The 16,470-nt window shown below is 63.2% G+C and carries 15 protein-coding genes; 13 read left to right on the forward strand and 2 right to left on the reverse strand.

The window, feature by feature from the left end:
* Positions 1-32: 32 nt before the first annotated feature.
* The gene (gene trmFO / locus PLO63_16440; protein HOI75731.1) at positions 33-1,343 is read left to right on the forward strand and encodes a methylenetetrahydrofolate--tRNA-(uracil(54)-C(5))-methyltransferase (FADH(2)-oxidizing) TrmFO; all 1,311 of its coding nucleotides are present in this window, start codon (positions 33-35) and stop codon (positions 1,341-1,343) included.
* On the forward strand, positions 1,325-2,239 hold the full coding sequence (locus PLO63_16445; protein HOI75732.1) for an EamA family transporter: 915 nt from the start codon (positions 1,325-1,327) through the stop codon (positions 2,237-2,239). Before trmFO ends, PLO63_16445 begins: the two co-directional genes overlap by 19 nt.
* Before the next feature lie 527 nt (positions 2,240-2,766).
* On the opposite strand, the gene PLO63_16450 is transcribed toward PLO63_16445, so the two are convergent.
* Positions 2,767-3,852 (reverse strand): thioredoxin domain-containing protein, encoded by a 1,086-nt coding sequence (locus PLO63_16450; GenBank protein ID HOI75733.1) that lies wholly within the window; start codon positions 3,850-3,852, stop codon positions 2,767-2,769.
* A gap of 199 nt (positions 3,853-4,051) precedes the next feature.
* On the opposite strand from PLO63_16450, the gene PLO63_16455 reads away from it, so the two are divergent.
* From PLO63_16455 to PLO63_16465, 3 genes are all read left to right on the forward strand, one after another.
* A complete protein-coding gene (locus PLO63_16455; GenBank protein ID HOI75734.1) occupies positions 4,052-5,029 on the forward strand; it encodes a cation diffusion facilitator family transporter in 978 nt (325 codons plus the stop codon).
* Positions 5,030-5,206: 177 nt separating this feature from the next.
* The gene (locus tag PLO63_16460) at positions 5,207-5,443 is read left to right on the forward strand and encodes a hypothetical protein (protein ID HOI75735.1); all 237 of its coding nucleotides are present in this window, start codon (positions 5,207-5,209) and stop codon (positions 5,441-5,443) included.
* Positions 5,444-5,469: 26 nt separating this feature from the next.
* Positions 5,470-6,393, forward strand: coding sequence for a hypothetical protein (locus tag PLO63_16465; GenBank protein ID HOI75736.1), 924 nt, complete (start codon positions 5,470-5,472; stop codon positions 6,391-6,393).
* Here PLO63_16465 and PLO63_16470 read toward each other — a convergent pair.
* Complete coding sequence (locus PLO63_16470) at positions 6,343-7,125, reverse strand: 4Fe-4S binding protein (protein HOI75737.1); 783 nt, start codon at positions 7,123-7,125, stop codon at positions 6,343-6,345. The two genes, PLO63_16465 and PLO63_16470, sit on opposite strands and share 51 nt — an antisense overlap.
* Before the next feature lie 98 nt (positions 7,126-7,223).
* Between PLO63_16470 and PLO63_16475 the strand changes: the two genes are divergently transcribed.
* From PLO63_16475 to PLO63_16510, 8 genes are all read left to right on the forward strand, one after another.
* Positions 7,224-7,922, forward strand: a complete 699-nt coding sequence (locus PLO63_16475) for a Crp/Fnr family transcriptional regulator (protein ID HOI75738.1) — start codon at positions 7,224-7,226, stop codon at positions 7,920-7,922.
* 28 nt (positions 7,923-7,950) lie between these two features.
* Complete coding sequence (locus PLO63_16480) at positions 7,951-8,493, forward strand: hemerythrin domain-containing protein (protein HOI75739.1); 543 nt, start codon at positions 7,951-7,953, stop codon at positions 8,491-8,493.
* A 293-nt stretch (positions 8,494-8,786) separates the two neighbouring features.
* The gene (locus PLO63_16485; protein ID HOI75740.1) at positions 8,787-9,416 is read left to right on the forward strand and encodes a TetR/AcrR family transcriptional regulator; all 630 of its coding nucleotides are present in this window, start codon (positions 8,787-8,789) and stop codon (positions 9,414-9,416) included.
* A gap of 70 nt (positions 9,417-9,486) precedes the next feature.
* The gene (locus tag PLO63_16490; GenBank protein HOI75741.1) at positions 9,487-9,774 is read left to right on the forward strand and encodes a hypothetical protein; all 288 of its coding nucleotides are present in this window, start codon (positions 9,487-9,489) and stop codon (positions 9,772-9,774) included.
* Positions 9,775-9,975: 201 nt separating this feature from the next.
* Positions 9,976-12,117, forward strand: a complete 2,142-nt coding sequence (locus PLO63_16495; protein ID HOI75742.1) for an adenylate/guanylate cyclase domain-containing protein — start codon at positions 9,976-9,978, stop codon at positions 12,115-12,117.
* A gap of 141 nt (positions 12,118-12,258) precedes the next feature.
* The gene (locus tag PLO63_16500) at positions 12,259-12,717 is read left to right on the forward strand and encodes a FecR domain-containing protein (protein HOI75743.1); all 459 of its coding nucleotides are present in this window, start codon (positions 12,259-12,261) and stop codon (positions 12,715-12,717) included.
* Entirely contained in the window at positions 12,714-13,322 is a 609-nt protein-coding gene (locus tag PLO63_16505) for an OmpA family protein (protein HOI75744.1), read from the forward strand. The genes PLO63_16500 and PLO63_16505 overlap by 4 nt, the downstream gene beginning before the upstream one ends.
* A gap of 85 nt (positions 13,323-13,407) precedes the next feature.
* The gene (locus PLO63_16510; GenBank protein ID HOI75745.1) at positions 13,408-16,404 is read left to right on the forward strand and encodes an HD domain-containing phosphohydrolase; all 2,997 of its coding nucleotides are present in this window, start codon (positions 13,408-13,410) and stop codon (positions 16,402-16,404) included.
* The last annotated feature ends 66 nt before the right edge of the window (positions 16,405-16,470 follow it).

Raw genomic sequence — 16,470 nt, forward strand, 5'->3', positions numbered from 1 at the left:
GGGTCCCCTCCGCGGGATAAGCGGAAACCTTCATGACGACGCGCCAGCCCACGATCATCGTAGGCGGAGGCCTCGCCGGCTGCGAAGCCGCCTGGCAGCTTCTGCGCCGGGGCCATCCGGTGGAGATGCGGGAGATGAAGCCCTCCCGGTATTCGCCGGCCCACCGCTCGCCCTTGCTGGCAGAGCTGGTTTGCAGTAACTCCCTCCGTTCCGGCCGCGTCGAGGACGCCCCGGGCCTCCTGAAGGAGGAGATGCGGCGGCTGGACTCCCTCCTGATGGACGCGGCCGACGCCACGGCCGTTCCCGCCGGCCGGGCCCTGGCGGTGGACCGGACCCTGTTTTCGCACCGGATTGAGGAAGCCCTGGTGAAACAGGACCGTTTCCGGCTCGTGCATGAAGAAGTGACGGAGATCCCCGAGGACCGGACGGTCATTCTCGCCTCGGGCCCCCTGACCTCTGACTCCCTCGCCGAATCCATCGCCCGCCTCACCGGACGCGGCTATCTCCACTTCTACGACGCCATCTCCCCCATCGTGGAGGCCGAGACCATCGACCGCACCCGCGTCTTTTCCGCCTCCCGGTACGACGCCGGCGAGGGGGACTACCTGAACTGCCCGCTGGGCCGGGAGGAGTACGAGCGGTTTCACACCGCCCTGACGACGGGGGAGGAAGTGCCCCTGCACGACTTCGAGGAGGCCCGGTTCTTCGAGGGCTGCCTGCCCGTGGAGGTCCTGGCGAAACGGGGAGCCCTCGCCCTGGCGTACGGCCCCATGAAGCCCGTCGGGCTTACGGATCCCCGCACCGGGCGTCCTCCGTTCGCCGTCGTCCAGCTCCGGCGGGAAAACCTGGAAGGAACGCTCTACAATCTCGTCGGATTCCAGACGAAGCTCACCCGGCCGGAGCAGGCGCGGATCTTCCGGATGATCCCGGGGCTGGAGAACGCCGGGTTCGCCCGGTACGGGAGCATCCACCGGAACACGTTCATCGACTCCCCTACCCTTCTGGATTCCTCCCTTCAACTCCGGGGCCGGGAGGGAATCTTCTTCGCCGGCCAGATCACCGGCGTGGAGGGATACATCGAATCGGCGGCCATGGGCCTGCTGGCGGGGCTGAACGTCGCCTTCCGCCTGGAGGGAAACGCTCTCCCCCCGCCGGGGAAGGAAACGGCGATCGGCGCCCTGCTTCACCACATCACGGAGTCGGGCCGAAAGGATTTCCAGCCGATGAACGTCAATTTCGGCCTGTTCACCCCCCTGGGGCTGAAGCTCCGCCGCCGGTTTCGCGGGGAGGCCTATGCCCGCCGCGCCCTGGAGGCGCTGGAACAGTGGAAACGATCCCTTTGAGGAAAAGGATCTCCCTGGATCCCGCCGTGACGGCCCTGATCGCCCTCTCGTGCCTGTGGGGCTACAACTGGGTGGTCATGAAGGAGGCCCTGAAGTATTCCGGTCCCTTCGATTTTGCAGCCCTCCGTATGGTCGTCGGCGTGGTCTGCCTCTTCGGCCTGCTCCTCTGGCGCCGCAAATCGATCCGCCCGAAACGGCCTCTCCAGACGTTCGTCCTGGGCTTTGTGGGCACAACCGTCACCATCGGTGCCGTCACCTGGGCCCTGGCCCTCGGCTCGGTCGGGCGCACGGCCATCCTGGTCTACACGATGCCCTTCTGGGTGCTGCTCCTGGCCTGGCCCATCCTGGGGGAGCGGATCCGGGGGAACCAGTGGATTCCGACGGTATTGGCCTTTGCGGGCCTCCTGATCATCCTCGATCCCGGACACATGCACGGATCGGCCCTGGCGAAAATCCTGGCTGTCGTGTCGGGCGTCGGCTGGGGCCTGGGCGCCGTTGTCACGAAGATCATGCGCGGGAAAACGGAATTCGACCTCGTCTCCCTGACGACCTGGCAGATGCTCTTCGGCACGATCCCGCTGGTCGTGATCGCCCTCATTGTTCCCGAAGAGCCGGTCCGCTGGACGCCGTCCTTCATCGCGGCCCTTGTCTACAGCGGTGTCTTCAGCAACGCCGTGTCGGTCCTCCTGTGGTTCTACATCCTCGAAAAGCTGTCCGCCGGGGCGGCCAGCATGGGGACCCTGGCGACGCCGGTTATCGGCATGACGGCCTCCTTTATCCAGCTGGGCGAGCGCCCCTCTCCCTGGGAGGGGGCGGGCATGATCCTGATCCTCGTCGCCCTCGGCCTCCTGACCTACATCGGCTACCGCCAGTCCCGGCTCCTGAAGCTGCCGTGAGCCTCCAAAGATAATGGGGACGGATTTGAAAGCCGCTCTCCTCTTTTCTTTGACGTCGTATCATGGCACGGGGGCTGCCACGGGGGCTCCCGCCGTCGCGGCCATTTTTCCCGCTATCCGTCGTCGACGATCAGGAAGGCTGGAGGGATGGGAAAAATGTCCCAATTGCTCCTCTGGGAACCCCCGGTCGCGCCCCCGCGAACGTCGGTCGGGGAGGGGGGCTTCCCGGAGCGCGAATAGCGGCTTTTTCGGGGCACCCTGCCGTCGCAGCGCAGCGCCCGCAAAGTCATCTGTCTGAGCGCCCCTGGGCGCGAGTTATGACTTTGCAGCGGAGCGAGACGTTGCAGGGTCGAAAAAACGCTTCTGAGCGCGAGGGAAGCCCTGCTCCCATATACCAGCCCCCATTCGCGTCTGATTCTCTATAAAAAAGAAGAAATAAGGAAAGGGGAGCGGATTTCAAATCCGTTCCCCTTTCCTTTGCCGCAGCCGGTGGGTTCGTTCCAGTCCGTGATCGCGGGGGCAGACCCTCAGGCCTTTCCCCTTCTTGACTTCCTCTTCGGCGCCTTTTCCGGCGCCAGGGCCTTCTTCAGGGATTCCAGTCCCTGCCGGATCTCCGTCGTTCCCCGGTAGGTGCGAACATCCGAAGGGGAGTACTGCACCATCATGGTCGGTGTGGAACTGATCTTATGCCGCTGGATGATCTCATCCAGGGCTTTGAAAGCCGGTTTCACGTCATGGGGAGACAGCCGGACGTGGCGTGCCTGGAGCGCCCCCGTAAGGTCGGCGTCCGATCCCGGGGCGCTCCCTTTCGCCAGGTCAAACAGCTGGCGGCGCGCCTGCAGGACGTCCCGATAGTCGTTCGCGGCCCGGACGGCATAGAGAAAATACTTTGCATAAAGCACGGTCTGCCTGTGAATGGGCATGTCCACAAACATCACCGTCGCCTGCTCGTTCTTCAGGACCGCTTCCAGGACCGGTTCCAGGTCCTTTTCCACGGATTGGCAGGGTTGACAGAAATAGTCCGTGAAGATGGTGACGGCGATCTTCCCCTTCCCGAACGAGGGTACGGGGGATTCATCCGCCCCGTAGGCGGGTGTTATCGAGCCGGAAAACGCGGCTATCATGACCAGATACCCCGCCAGCGCCACACCGATCAGCGGCAGGCGCAGGTTCTTCAGAAACGGAATGACGGCCTCTCCGGGCAGGTACAGAAGGCTTCGCAGCATACCTTTATCTCCCTTTCCCCTGAACTCGTAGTTGACGACGTATGCCGCCAGCAGAATCCCCGCAAATGTCAGGCAGAACGGACAAAAGACGTCTTCCCGGACCTGGAAGGCGAGCAGGTGCACCTCCCCGCCCAGGGCGCCGGCCAGCAGGATCCGGATCAGCCAGGGCTGCCGCGCCAGGACCAGGACGATCAGGGCCGCCATGAATCCGATTCCCACGTGTTTGAGGTCGATGCCGAAAAGATCGCCCTGGAGATAGCTGCAGTCGGTCTCGCAGAGATTGTAGTAAACCATGACTGCGATGCCTGCCGCGGCCAGGAGACCCGTCAGGAGGCTCCGCCAGATCGGGTTCTCGCGAGGCTTCACGGAGGCATTTTCCGTGGGCATTTCGTTCCCTCGTTTGTGAAGATTGTCCATCTGAGGCAATGACGCCGGACCGGCTTCCGACGGGCGAGTTTTTTGCACGTTTTTTCGTTTTTGTAAAGTCCCCCCTGGCCTCGGGAAGTGCGATCCCGATCCCACAATTTTGTGGAAAAAACTCCCGATGTGTCTATAATCGCGGACCCGACAACCCGGAGGCCCCGTTGTGAATCCTCAGAGGCAGAAGGAGCGCGTGGCGCTCCTGTCCGTCACGTCCAATTCCATCCTGGTGGTCATGAAGCTCGTCATCGGCCTCATGATCGGCTCCGTGTCGATCATTTCCGAGGCGATCCACTCGGGCGTGGACTGGCTGGCTGCCGTGATCGCCCTGTTCTCCGTGAAGACCTCCAGCCTGCCGGCGGATGCAAGGCATCCCTTCGGCCACGGCAAGATCGAAAACATCTCGGGCACCATCGAGGCGCTTCTGATCTTTGTCGCCGCCGGCTGGATCATCTTCGAGGCGGTCAAGAAGATCCTGAACCCGGAGCCCATCGAGGCCATCGGCTGGGGTGTGGGCGTCATGTTCGTGTCCGCCGCGGCCAACCTCGTCGTCTCGGAAAGGCTGTTCAAGGTGGGACGGAAGACCGATTCCGTGGCGCTCCAGGCCGATGCCTGGCACCTCCGGACGGATGTCTACACCTCGGCGGGGGTCATGTCCAGCCTGGCCCTGATCTGGGTCGGCTCCCGCGTTTTCCCCGGTCTGGACCTGCACTGGCTGGACCCGGCGGCGGCCATCGGCGTGGCCCTCCTGATCATCAAGGCCGCCTACGACCTGACCATCCAGTCGGCGCGGGACCTCCTGGACGTCAACCTGCCCAAGGACGAAATGGAATGGATCCGTGGCCGGATCCTGGAGCGGAAGCCCCTCATCCACGGCTTTCACCGGCTCCGGACCCGCAAGTCCGGACACTTCCGCTTTGTCGAGTTTCACCTCCAGGTGGACCCTCAGATGTCCGTGTTGAACTCCCACAACATTACGGAAGAGCTGTCCGGCCTCATCGAAAGGCAGTACCCCGATACAAGCGTCACGATCCACGTGGAGCCCTGCGAGGGGAACTGCATCGACCACTGCCTGGAAGGTTGCCTCCTGTCTCCTGAAAAGCGACGGGAGGTTCAACTCAAGAACAGGGCGGCAGGCCGCTGACTCCGCGGCGTGCGGGGGCGACTGCGGGTCGAACCGCTTCCGTCCTGCGACAGGCAAGGCAGACGTTCTTCCATCCAGGCGGATCATCCCGATTCGGCCTGTTCTCCCCACCACCTTCCCATGGCAAGCATGCTTCCGGCTGTGGTAATGTTCCCGAAACGAAACCGGGAGGGCGCCATGGGAGGGGGAGGATACGGACCGATGTACGGAGGCTGGTGGATCATGCCGCTTTTCTGGATTGTCATCCTGGTCATCCTGTTCTTCATCCTCCGTCGCTTCATCACCCAATCCTGCAGCCGGCCGGGACCGGCAATCGATCTCGGGGCCGAGACCCTGCGGCAGATCCGGGAAGAACTTCGCACACTACGGAAAGAGGTCGAGGAGTTGAAGAAGCGCCTGCCGCCGGCCGACTGAAGCCTCATCCGAACCGGGAGGGCAACATGGAAGCGTCCTGGCTGGATCTTCACCGGCGGGGCGAATTGAAGCGGCGCATGGAGAGGGCCGTCCTGGCGCTCACGGAATGCCGCCTGTGCCCGCGGTCCTGCGGCAGGAACCGGCTGGCCGACGAGCGGGGCTGGTGCCGGACCGGCCGGAAGGCCCGGGTCGCCAGCTTCCATGCTCACTTCGGGGAGGAGTCGCCGCTGGTGGGAACCGGGGGGTCCGGGACGATCTTCATCAGCTCCTGCAATCTCCTGTGCACGTTCTGCCAGAACGACGACATCAGTCACGGCCGGGAGGGAGACGACGTGGAGCCGGTCCACCTGGCGGCGATGATGCTGAGCCTCCAGGAACGGGGCTGTCCCAACATCAACTTCGTGACCCCCTCCCACGTGGTTCCCCAGATCCTGGAGGGTCTCCTGATCGCCGCGGACAACGGCCTCCGTGTACCCCTCGTCTACAACACCGGCGGTTACGACGCCATGGACACCCTCCGCCTCCTGGACGGCATCGTGGACATCTACATGCCCGATTTCAAGTTCTGGGACAATGAATGGGGGGAGCGGTTCTGCGGGGTCCGGGACTATCGGGAGCGGGCCTGCGAGGCAATCCGGGAGATGCACCGGCAGGTGGGGGATCTTTCTCTGGACGACGAAGGCGTGGCCGTCCGGGGCCTCCTGGTGCGCCACCTGGTGATGCCCGGGGGGGCCGCCGGCACGCCGGACGTCATGGCCTTCCTGGCCGGGCTCTCCCCTTACACCTATGTGAACGTGATGGACCAGTACCACCCCTGCGGGCGGGGGGCGGCGGATCCCCTGATCAATCGCCGCATCACCGCACAGGAATACGCCGCCGCCGTCCGCGCGGCCCTGGATTCAGGCCTTCACCGCCTCGATGACAGGGAGCGTAGGCGGCGTCGGCTTTGATGCCTCGCCCCGGATGGATCCGTCCGTCCCGATCACGACTTTCTTCAGCGGCACGTCCTTCCCCGCCATCTCCATGCCCTTCCGGACCATCATGGGCAGCCCCTGGCAGCATGGAACCTCCATGACGGCCACGGTCACGTCGCGGATCTCGTTGGCGGCAAAGATCCGGGCAAATTTCTCCACGCAGGGTCCGGGATCGTCGAACTTGGGGCAGCCGATCAGGACCACGCGCCCATCGATAAAATCCCGGTGGAACGTCGGATATGCCACGGGAACGCAGTCCGCCGCCACCAGGAGGCTCGCTCCCCGGAGGAACGGCGCCGTCGGCGGGACCAGGCGGATCTGGACGGGCCAGTGTGCCAGGGCAGAGGACGCGCCGATGCCGACTGCCGGCCGGTCGGCCTCCTCGCAGGAAACCGTCCGGAGAAAGGTCTGGAGGTGGGTCCCGGGACAGCCGCATGCCAGGGGCTCCGGCGCCACCGCCTTTTCCCTTTTCAGGTGTTCGATGACGGCCTGCTCGTCGAAAGCATCCGCCTCCCGCTCGACGATCTGCAGGGCATCCCGGGGGCAATCGCCTAAGCAGGCCCCCAGGCCGTCGCAGTAGCGGTCCGAGACCAGCCGCGCCTTGCCGTCGATGATCCGGATCGCCCCCTCGGCACAGGCGGTGACGCAGAGGCCGCAGCCGTCACATTTTTCCTCATCGATGCGGATGATTTTCCGGGTGGCGTTCATATCGGTCGTTTCCTCCTTCTTTCTTTTGCCTCTATCATAAACACCTCTTTTCAGAACGTCTTTGACTTAAGTCAAGGACCGGTGGTATTTTTTCCGGCATGGATAAGCCAGCCATTGATCCGGTCGGGAGACTCTCCCTGATTCCCCTTTTCGCGGGCCTGCCCCGACCCCACCTGGAGGCCCTGGCGGGCATCACGGTGACGAAATCGTTCCCGGCGGGGTGCAGAATCTTTTCCGAGGGAGAGGAAGGCCGGGGCTTCTACGCGGTTCTCTCCGGCCGCGTCAAGATCTTCAAGCTCTCCCCGGAGGGAAAGGAGCAGATCCTCCACCTCTTCGGTCCCGGCGAGATTTTCGGGGAGGTGGCCGTGTTTACCGGCCGGGGCTTCCCGGCCCACGCTTCGGCGGAGCGATCCAGTTCCCTGCTGTTCTTCCCGCGGGAGGCCTTCGTGGAGTTGATCCACCGGGATGCCTCCCTGGCGCTGGGCATGCTGGCGGTTCTGTCCGTGCGGCTCCGGCGGTTCACCCGCATGGTGGAGGACCTGTCCCTGAAGGAAGTCCCGGGAAGACTGGCGGCCTACCTGCTCTACCGGAGCGGCGATGAAAAAAAGAGCGTCGTCGAACTGGACCTTTCCAAGGCCCAGTTGGCGGCTCTCCTGGGGACCATCCCCGAAACCCTCTCCAGGATTCTGACGCGCATGGGACGGCGGGGCCTCATTCGCACCCAGGGCTCCCGGATCACGATCCTCGAAAGGGAAGGTATCGAGGCCATCGCCACGGAAGGAAGCAAACTCGCCTGAAACCTGAAACAGGAAAGGAGGAGACCCCATGAAGCCTATTGGACCCCTGATGTGGGAACACCGGCTCATCGAGCGGATGATCCGGGCGGTCAAGGTCGAGATCGAGCGAATCGCCCGGGAGAACACGGTCAACCCCGTCGCGGTGGACGTCGCCGTGGACTTCATCCGGACCTATGCCGACCGGACCCACCACGGCAAGGAGGAAGACATCCTGTTCCGGGAGATGAAGAAGAAAAAGCTGACCCCGGAACACGCCCGGATCATGGACGAACTGATCGAGGAACACCGGGAGGGACGCAAGACCGTGGCCCGCCTCGTGGCGGCCAAGGAGCAGTACCTGAAGGGGGACGCCGCGGCTGTCGCCACGGTAGTTGAATGTCTCCGCTGGCTGACGGACTTTTACCCGAAGCACATCACCAAGGAGGACAAGGGCTTCTTCTACCCGATCCTCGCCTACTTCAGCGATGCGGAGCAGAAGGCCATGCTGGACGAGTTCTACGAGTTCGACCGGAAGATGATCCACGAAACGTACAGCCGGGTGGTGGACGCCTTCGATACCGGCCGGCCTTGATCGCGGACGGAATGCATTTGTCTGTCCGATACGGCGGAATCCTTCATCGACGGAGCGGACGAACTTCCCTGCCGGGCAAAATCCGAAGGGCGGAACCGGGTGTTCGCGAACGGACGTCAGCGACACCGCTCCGCCCTTCCCCCCGCCCCGGGAAACGAAGCGAACAATCCTACTGAAAACACTCCTGAAAATACTGCTTGACAAATCATTATGATAAGCTCTAAATAACCGTGGTTACAAACTAACCATGGTCATTCAAAAGCGGTCATCCTCGAGGCAGGGGCACGATCTGAATGGGCATCGCAGAACGGAAACAGAGAGAGAAGGAGTCGCGATCGAGGCAGATTCAGGAGATCGCGGCGGAGCTCTTTTACAAAAAAGGATACGCGGAGACCTCCCTGGACGAGATCGCGCGCCGGGCCGAGATTTCCAAGGCCACGATCTACCTGTATTTCAAGAGCAAGGACGACCTTTACTACCAGATCGTCGAGCCGGCCCTCGCGGAATTGAGCCGACGCCTGGTGAGCATCGCAGAAAACAGCGAAGAGCCGGCAGAAATCACCGTCAGGAAGATCATCGACGCCACCCGGGACGTCTTCTTCAACGATCCCGGCTCGTATCACCTGGTCTCCCGGTACAATGCAGCGGAGTTCAAGCGGCTCCTGCCGAAGAACCGCCTGGACAACCTGAAGAGCCTGATGCGCTCCAATTTCCACCAGATGGAACAGGCCGTGCAGAAGGGAATCGACCAGGGCGTTTTTCATGATGCCGACGCAAAACTGGTCTCCATCATCCTGTGGAACTGCTTTATGGGTGTCATCCAATTCCAGGAAAACAGGATGGATTCGGAGAGGACAGATTATCGAAGGCCGACGATCGACGCCGCGGTGGACCTGATCCTGAAAGGGTTGAAAAGCAAATAATTTTTTTATCGAAAACTAACCATGGTCATCAACTGACCATGGTAATAAAGAACAAGAGAGGAACTTTGAAATGGAAACCATGACGCTGGAATGGGGAATGGAGCATGCCTGGTCCGATCGGGACATGCTGTACAAGGGTGGACACACCATGGAGACGATGACCGTCGAGGCGGGAGCGGAGCGGGCCTGGTCCGATCAGGACATGCTGTCCCAGGGCGGATACGGATCGATCCCCGACGACGCAGAACATCCGGGCAGTGCCCCTCGGAAAGCCGCCACGCTCGACGTCGCTTTCGAGCGGGTCTGGTCCGACGATGACGTGCTTCCCGCAATCAGCACGCTGAAAAAAGCCGCATAAACCCAATCTTCTTGCTCTCTCCTTACCCCCCGGCCGTCCCGTCGTAACTGGCGGGGCGGCCTTTTTTTATCTTCCAGGCACAAAGCAACGAGTACGAAGCCAAGATTGACACGTTGATCAATCTCCCGTATCATCCCGGCCTGCGAGGTGTCGAAGAACCCGGGTTCTTCTTTTCCCCACTTCCGGAAAGCCGGTTGGATCATGAAGTTCTTCCAGAAGCTCACCCCCGCCATGACGGCACCGTTTCTCGCCGTTTTTCTCGGTGTCGTCCTTTTTCTCTTCGACCCCCTTCCCCTCCAGGTGCTTCGAAACGCCGCCTTTGACCAATACCAGCGCTGGCAACCGCGGCCATACGAATCGGCTCCCGTTCGCATCATCGACATCGACGAAGAAAGCCTGAAGAAGGTCGGACAGTGGCCCTGGCCCCGTACGCGGGTTGCCGAGCTGGTCGACATACTTGAGCAGGCCGGAGCGGCCGCCGTCGGCATGGACATCGTCTTCGCGGAGCCGGACCGGACGTCGCCGAAGTCCATGGCCGCCGCCTGGAGCCTTCCGGAGGACCTCCGCCGGCGCCTGGCCGGTTTGACCGACCATGACGAGGTCCTGGCCCGGACGATCCGCCACGGCCGTGTCGTCCTCGGATTCGCAGCCGAACGGGACGGTCCGGAGAGGCTCCTGCCCGCGCGTCCCTTTCGATTCATCTTTTCCGGCCCCTCTCCCCTCCCTTTTCTTCATCCGTTTGAAAGCTCGGTGACGGCAATTCCGCTCCTGGAAAACGCGGCGGCGGGCAACGGCGTCCTTTCGTTCATCCCCGACTCGGACGGAGTCGTCCGCCGGGTCCCTCTGGTCGTGAGTCTGCGGGACCAGGCGATGCCTTCCCTCGCCGCCGAGGCGCTGAGGGTGGCCCAGGACCAGGCGAACTACATCGTGAAGACAAGCGCCGGGAAGGGAGTCGGCATGGAGGAAATCCGGATCGGCGCATTCACCGTACCGACGACCCCCCGGGGGGAGATCTGGGTGCATTACACACGGCCCGTTCCGGACCGCTACATTCCGGCCTGGAAAGTGCTGGCGGGAGAGGCCCCCCGGGACCGGATCGACGGGCATATCGTACTGCTCGGCACCTCCGCCCAGGGTCTCATGGATCTGCGCTTCAGTCCGGCGGGGACCATCATTCCCGGCGTCGAGGCCCACGCCCAGGCGCTGGAGCAGATTTTCACGAAGGCCTACCTGACCCGTCCGTCCCAGGCGGAGGCCATCGAGGCGCTGGTGATCGTCATCGGCGGCCTGCTCGTCGCGATCATCGCCCTTTCCACGCAGGCCATGGTCTCGGCCGGGGTGACCGCCGCCGTTCTCCTGGCCGCCGGAGGAGGCGCGTGGATCGCCTTCAGCCGCTACGGCCTGCTTCTGGACCCGGTTACGCCCGGACTGGCGATCGCGATCACCTTCGTCGCCGGGAGCGTCGTCCGCCACCGGACCAGCGAGCAGCGCCAGCGGTGGGTCCGGGAGGCCTTCTCACGATACGTGTCGCCCAACCGCGTCGATTACCTCGTCGAGCATCCCGACCAGCTCGAACTGGGGGGACAGCGCCGGGTATGCAGCTTCATCTTCACGGATCTTGCCGGTTTTACCAGCCTCATGGAATCGATGGACCCCGGCGACGCCGTCTCGATCCTCAACGCCTACCTGGACGAGATGGTCACCATCGCCTTCCGGCACGGCGGGACCCTGGACCGGATCGTCGGCGACGCCGTGGCGATCATGTTCTCGGCTCCGGTCGTGCAGCCGGACCACCAGGAGCGGGCCCTGAATTGCGCCCTGGAGATGCATGCCTTCGCGGAGCGGTATGCGGACGATCTCAACGCGAAGGGCATCGCCTTCGGGCAGACCCGCATTGGCGTCCACACCGGCGAGGTCATCGTGGGAAACTTCGGCGGAACGACCATGTTCGATTACCGCGCCCTGGGCGACGCCGTCAACACGGCTTCCCGTCTCGAGGGCGCGAACAAGCACCTGGGAACGAGGATCTGCGTCTCCGAGGCGACCCGCGCCGGCTGCCCGGACGCGGCAGTGCGGCCCGTGGGATCCCTGATCCTGAAGGGAAAGACCGAGCCCCTGATAGTCTACGAGCCGATTGCAGCGGAAAGGGAAACCGTCGGGACGGGATCGCGCGACCCCGTATACGAGGCGGCGTTCGGACTGCTTCAGAGCCGCAGTCCCGATGCCGATAAGGCCTTCGAGCGCCTGGCGGACGAGCGTCCGCACGATCCGCTCGTTCATCTTCACCTCGGACGCCTGCGGGCGGGCGAAACAGGAGACACCATCGTCCTGGCGGAAAAATAGCGTTCTTTCCGCCGTGGCGGCGGTCGTCGGACAGGCAGAGACGATACAAACCCGGCCATCGGGCAGCGTCCCTTCGTGCCGGTTCGATGGGAGATCGAGACCCGGCAAACAAACGGACTACGAATCATGGAGGGTGGAACCATGTTCAGATTCATCATGGCGATCCTCCTGCTGTTCCCGGCCTGTGTCTGGGCGGGGGACCAGGATGCGATCGGGTATGTCAAGACGGTCAAGGGCAGTGCCTTTGTGCTCGACGGCGGGAAGTCGGTCAGGGCCGCACCGGGCACACCGATCAAGATGGGGAACACGCTCAAGACCGGCCCCGGCGGCAGCATGGGGGTCACGTTCAAGGACAACACCGTGATGTCCTTCGGGCCGGACACCGTATTGACGGTGGACGAGTATCTCTACGCCCCGGGGAAAGACAACCTCAAATTCGGAACCACCGCATCGAAAGGAAGCCTCGAAGTCGTATCGGGCGTGATCGCACGGCTCAAGCCGAACTCCGTCCGCATGAAGACGCCGACGGGAACGATCGGGATCCGCGGCACCCACTACCTGCTCAAGGTAGAACCGCAGGAAGGAGGGGAAAAGCCATGACGCGAACCCTGATGAAAACGGGACTGGCCGTGCTGGCCCTTCTCTTCACAGTGGGCTGCGCGACGGCGCCGGCACCGAAATCATACGCCGTCCTGATGGAAAATCCGGACGGGACCACAGGGCAGATCGCCGTCAGCGGGGCAAAGGGCGAGGTGCTGCTGGACAAGCCGCGCACCGGCACCGACCTGGATGGATCGACAGGAACCCCGTACGCGGTCGGCGAAGACCGGATCCGGAGGGACTTCGGCGAGGCCCTTGCCGCCCGACCGCCGCTGCCGGTCAGCTTCATGCTCTACTACCGGGCGGGGGGGACGGTGCTGACGGGAGAGTCCCAGGCCCTGATCCCGGCGATCCTGGAGGCGACCCGGACCCGGCCGGCGCCCGATGTGTCGGTGATCGGCCATACGGATACCGTGGGGAACAGCGAGGCCAATGAGAAGCTCGCGTTGCAACGGGCACAATCGGTGGCGGAGATTATCCGGAAGGCGGGCCTGCAGGTCCAAGACCTGACGATCGCCTCCCATGGTGAGCGAAATCTCCTCGTCTCCACACCGGACAACACACCCGAACCGAGAAACCGCCGGGTGGAGGTCACCGTTCGCTGACCACGTCACCTCCCGTTCCCGTTGGTGCACAACCCGGAGGCGGGCCGGCCCGCTTGACACACACATGCCGCGGAAAGGAAATGCCATGACTCTCTTCCCAAACCTGAAGCTGCGTTTCCACAATTGGGCCGTGATCGCCCTCCTGTGTTTCGTCTTCGTTCTCACCGCCTCGGTCATGGCGGTCGTCATCACCAAGTTCAACGCCATGGCGGAGGACAATGCCAGGAAGCGCTTCCTGCTGATCACCCAGACCGGCGTCGAGCGGCTCAAGGCCCTCATCGGGGGGACGGGACGCCACGTGGAAGTGTACGCCGATGTCAAGCAGGAGCGATTCCGGCGGGACGGGCGGCTGAACGATCGCGACATGTGGCTGACCTTCATGTCGCAGTTGAAGACGGAGGATAACCTCTATTCCGTCTATTTCGGTCTCGAAAACGACGACTTCTACCAGGTTGTGCACACCCGGGGCAACCCGGGCTGGAATGCACATATTGCCGCGCCCCGGAATACGTGGTTTGCCCAGCGGACGATCATCCGGACAAGCGGGGGCGGGCGCGAGGAATCCTGGCGATACTGGTCGTCCGACATGCAACCGATCGGCACAAAGAAGCGACCGTCCGACTATTTCCCGACGGTGCGGCCCTGGTACTGGGGGGTAAAGCTGGCAAAACCCGTTGCGATCACGGATCCGTATGTCTTTGCCTCTTCGCGGGAGCCGGGAATCACGATCTCCAGTCCCCTCCCGGGAGGGATAGGAGTGCTCGGAGCCGACCTGAGCCTGGGATCGCTCCGGGACTTTCTGTCAAAAATTCCCCTGACGCCCAACGGTGCCATTGTGGTGCTGGATCGCAAAAACCGGATCCTGGCTCATCACAGCACATCGCCGACCTGCAGGCTGAAGGATACGGCCGTGCTGATGCCGGTCTCCACAACCGGCAGTCCCCTTCTGGCCGTCCTGGAAAACTGGAAAGGCGGGGACGGCGGGACAGAGACACGGATTGTCGATGTCGGGGGGGATGCGTTCGTGTTCGCTAACCACACCTATGCGGCCGCACCGGGAATGGAATTGCGGATTGCCGCTTTTGCACCGATGAGTGACTTCTCCGGCCCGATCGTCGAGGCACGGAACCAGGTCATCCTGGTGACGGCCGTTTTCCTGCTGTTCATCATCCCCCTCGCCGTCATCGGCGCTCGCCGGGTCGGGCGCTCTCTCTCGATTCTCACCACGGACGCCGAGCGCATCACGCATCTCGATTTTTCCGGCGAGGTCGGTCAGCTGCCCACCATCCTCTACGAAGTCGTCACCCTCGGCGAGGCCCACAAGGTTATGAAGAGCACGCTCAGCGAGCGTACGCGAGCCCTGACGGTGGCGGAGGAGAAGCTCGCCAGCCTGGTGGAGAACGGGATCATGCTGTCCCGGGAGCAGAACCGGCAGGCCCTTCTCCGTCACATCCTCTTCGGCGGAAAGAAGCTTTGCAATTGCGACGCCGGCACGATGTACCTCAAGACCGACCGGGAGACGCTGATGTTTGCGCTCCGGACCAAGGACGACGTTCTGCCCTCCATCGAGATTCCGCTCCGGGATCCGGCCACGGGAGCCCTGAACGAGCAGTACGTCTCGATCTACACGGCGGTGCACAACGAATCGGTCATCATCGACGACGTCTATTCCGAAACACGGTTCGACTTGAGCGGCTCCCATCGCTTCGACGAGGAAACGGGATACCGGACCGTCTCAATGCTGACGGTCCCCATGTCGCCCCGGGAGGGCGAGGTGATCGGGGTCCTGCAGTTCATGAACGCCCTGGACCCTGATACGGAAGAGGTCATCCCGTTCCCCCGCGAACTGGTGGGATTCGTCGAGGCGCTGGCCTCGCAGTCGGCGGTGGCGCTGGAAAACCACAACCTGCTCCAGGCGCAGCGGACCCTGATGGATGCCCTGATCCGGCTCGTGGCGGGCGCCATCGACGCCAAGAGTCCCTATACCGGCGGCCACTGCGAGCGGGTGCCGGAGCTGGCGATCATGCTGGCGGAAGAGGCCTCCCGGGTACAGGAGGGGCCGTTTGCGGATTTCAACTTCAAAACGGAGGAGGAGTGGCGGGAATTCCGGATCGGCGCATGGCTCCACGACTGCGGCAAGGTCACGACCCCGGAGTACGTGGTCGACAAGGCGACCAAACTGGAAACGATCTACAACCGGATCCACGAGGTGCGCACGCGCTTCGAAGTGCTGCTCCGGGACGCCGAGATCGAGTGCCTCAAGGCCATCCAGGGCGGCGTCGCTCCGGAAGCCGCCCTGCGGGACTACCGCGAGAAGCGGGTCCAATTGATTGATGATTTCGCCTTCGTGGCGGAGTGCAACATCGGCGGCGAGTCCATGGATCCGGAGCGGATCGTGCGGCTCAAGCGGATCGCCGGCCGGACCTGGCTGCGCCATCTCGACGACCGCCTCGGCCTGTCCCACGAAGAGATGAGGCGCTATGAAGGCATACCGGCCCCCGAATTGCCGGCAGTCGAAACGCTCCTCTCCGACAAGCCCTGGCACGTCATTCCCCGGCTCGACAAAAGGGCCCTCGATCCCCGGTACGGATTCAAGGTGGATGTTCCCGAAGACCTCTACAACTTCGGAGAGATCCTCAACCTGTGCGTGGAGCGGGGAACGCTCACCGCGGAGGAGCGCTTCAAGATCAACGAGCACATCATCCAGACGGTCGCCATGCTGGACGCCCTGCCCTTCCCGAGGGAGCTGCGGCGGGTCCCGGAGTATGCGGGCTCCCACCACGAAACGCTGACGGGCTCGGGCTACCCCCGCCGGTTGACGAAGGACGATCTGTCCGTTCCGGCCCGCATCATGGCCATCGCCGACATCTTCGAGGCCCTGACCGCCTCCGACCGCCCCTACAAAAAGGCCAAGACCCTGTCCGAATCGGTGAAGATCCTGTCCTTCTTCAAGAAAGACCGGCACATCGATCCGGACCTGTTCGATCTCTTCCTCCGCTCGGGTGTCTACCTGCGGTACGCCAGACGCTTCCTGAAGCCGGAGCAGATCGACGAGGTGGACACTTCCAAGTATCTGAATTGATCTCGGAATGACTCGAATGCACCGGCGGCGGAGGGTGGGAGTCCCTCTTCCGCCGGCCGCTCAACA

This window comes from Syntrophales bacterium (assembly GCA_035363115.1).
Taxonomy (GTDB): domain Bacteria; phylum Desulfobacterota; class Syntrophia; order Syntrophales; family PHBD01; genus PHBD01.

What these genes read in the sequence shown, in the direction of transcription:
- PLO63_16460 (HOI75735.1), top strand. Translation starts at nt 5,207, where the DNA reads ATGGGAGGGGGAGGATACGGACCGATGTACGGAGGCTGGTGGATCATG.
- PLO63_16475 (HOI75738.1), top strand. Translation starts at nt 7,224, where the DNA reads ATGGATAAGCCAGCCATTGATCCGGTCGGGAGACTCTCCCTGATTCCC.
- PLO63_16465 (HOI75736.1), top strand. Translation starts at nt 5,470, where the DNA reads ATGGAAGCGTCCTGGCTGGATCTTCACCGGCGGGGCGAATTGAAGCGG.
- PLO63_16490 (HOI75741.1), top strand. Translation starts at nt 9,487, where the DNA reads ATGGAAACCATGACGCTGGAATGGGGAATGGAGCATGCCTGGTCCGAT.
- PLO63_16480 (HOI75739.1), top strand. Translation starts at nt 7,951, where the DNA reads ATGAAGCCTATTGGACCCCTGATGTGGGAACACCGGCTCATCGAGCGG.
- PLO63_16450 (HOI75733.1), bottom strand. Translation starts at nt 3,852, where the DNA reads ATGCCCACGGAAAATGCCTCCGTGAAGCCTCGCGAGAACCCGATCTGG.
- PLO63_16510 (HOI75745.1), top strand. Translation starts at nt 13,408, where the DNA reads ATGACTCTCTTCCCAAACCTGAAGCTGCGTTTCCACAATTGGGCCGTG.
- PLO63_16485 (HOI75740.1), top strand. Translation starts at nt 8,787, where the DNA reads ATGGGCATCGCAGAACGGAAACAGAGAGAGAAGGAGTCGCGATCGAGG.
- trmFO (HOI75731.1), top strand. Translation starts at nt 33, where the DNA reads ATGACGACGCGCCAGCCCACGATCATCGTAGGCGGAGGCCTCGCCGGC.
- PLO63_16505 (HOI75744.1), top strand. Translation starts at nt 12,714, where the DNA reads ATGACGCGAACCCTGATGAAAACGGGACTGGCCGTGCTGGCCCTTCTC.
- PLO63_16470 (HOI75737.1), bottom strand. Translation starts at nt 7,125, where the DNA reads ATGAACGCCACCCGGAAAATCATCCGCATCGATGAGGAAAAATGTGAC.
- PLO63_16500 (HOI75743.1), top strand. Translation starts at nt 12,259, where the DNA reads ATGTTCAGATTCATCATGGCGATCCTCCTGCTGTTCCCGGCCTGTGTC.
- PLO63_16495 (HOI75742.1), top strand. Translation starts at nt 9,976, where the DNA reads ATGAAGTTCTTCCAGAAGCTCACCCCCGCCATGACGGCACCGTTTCTC.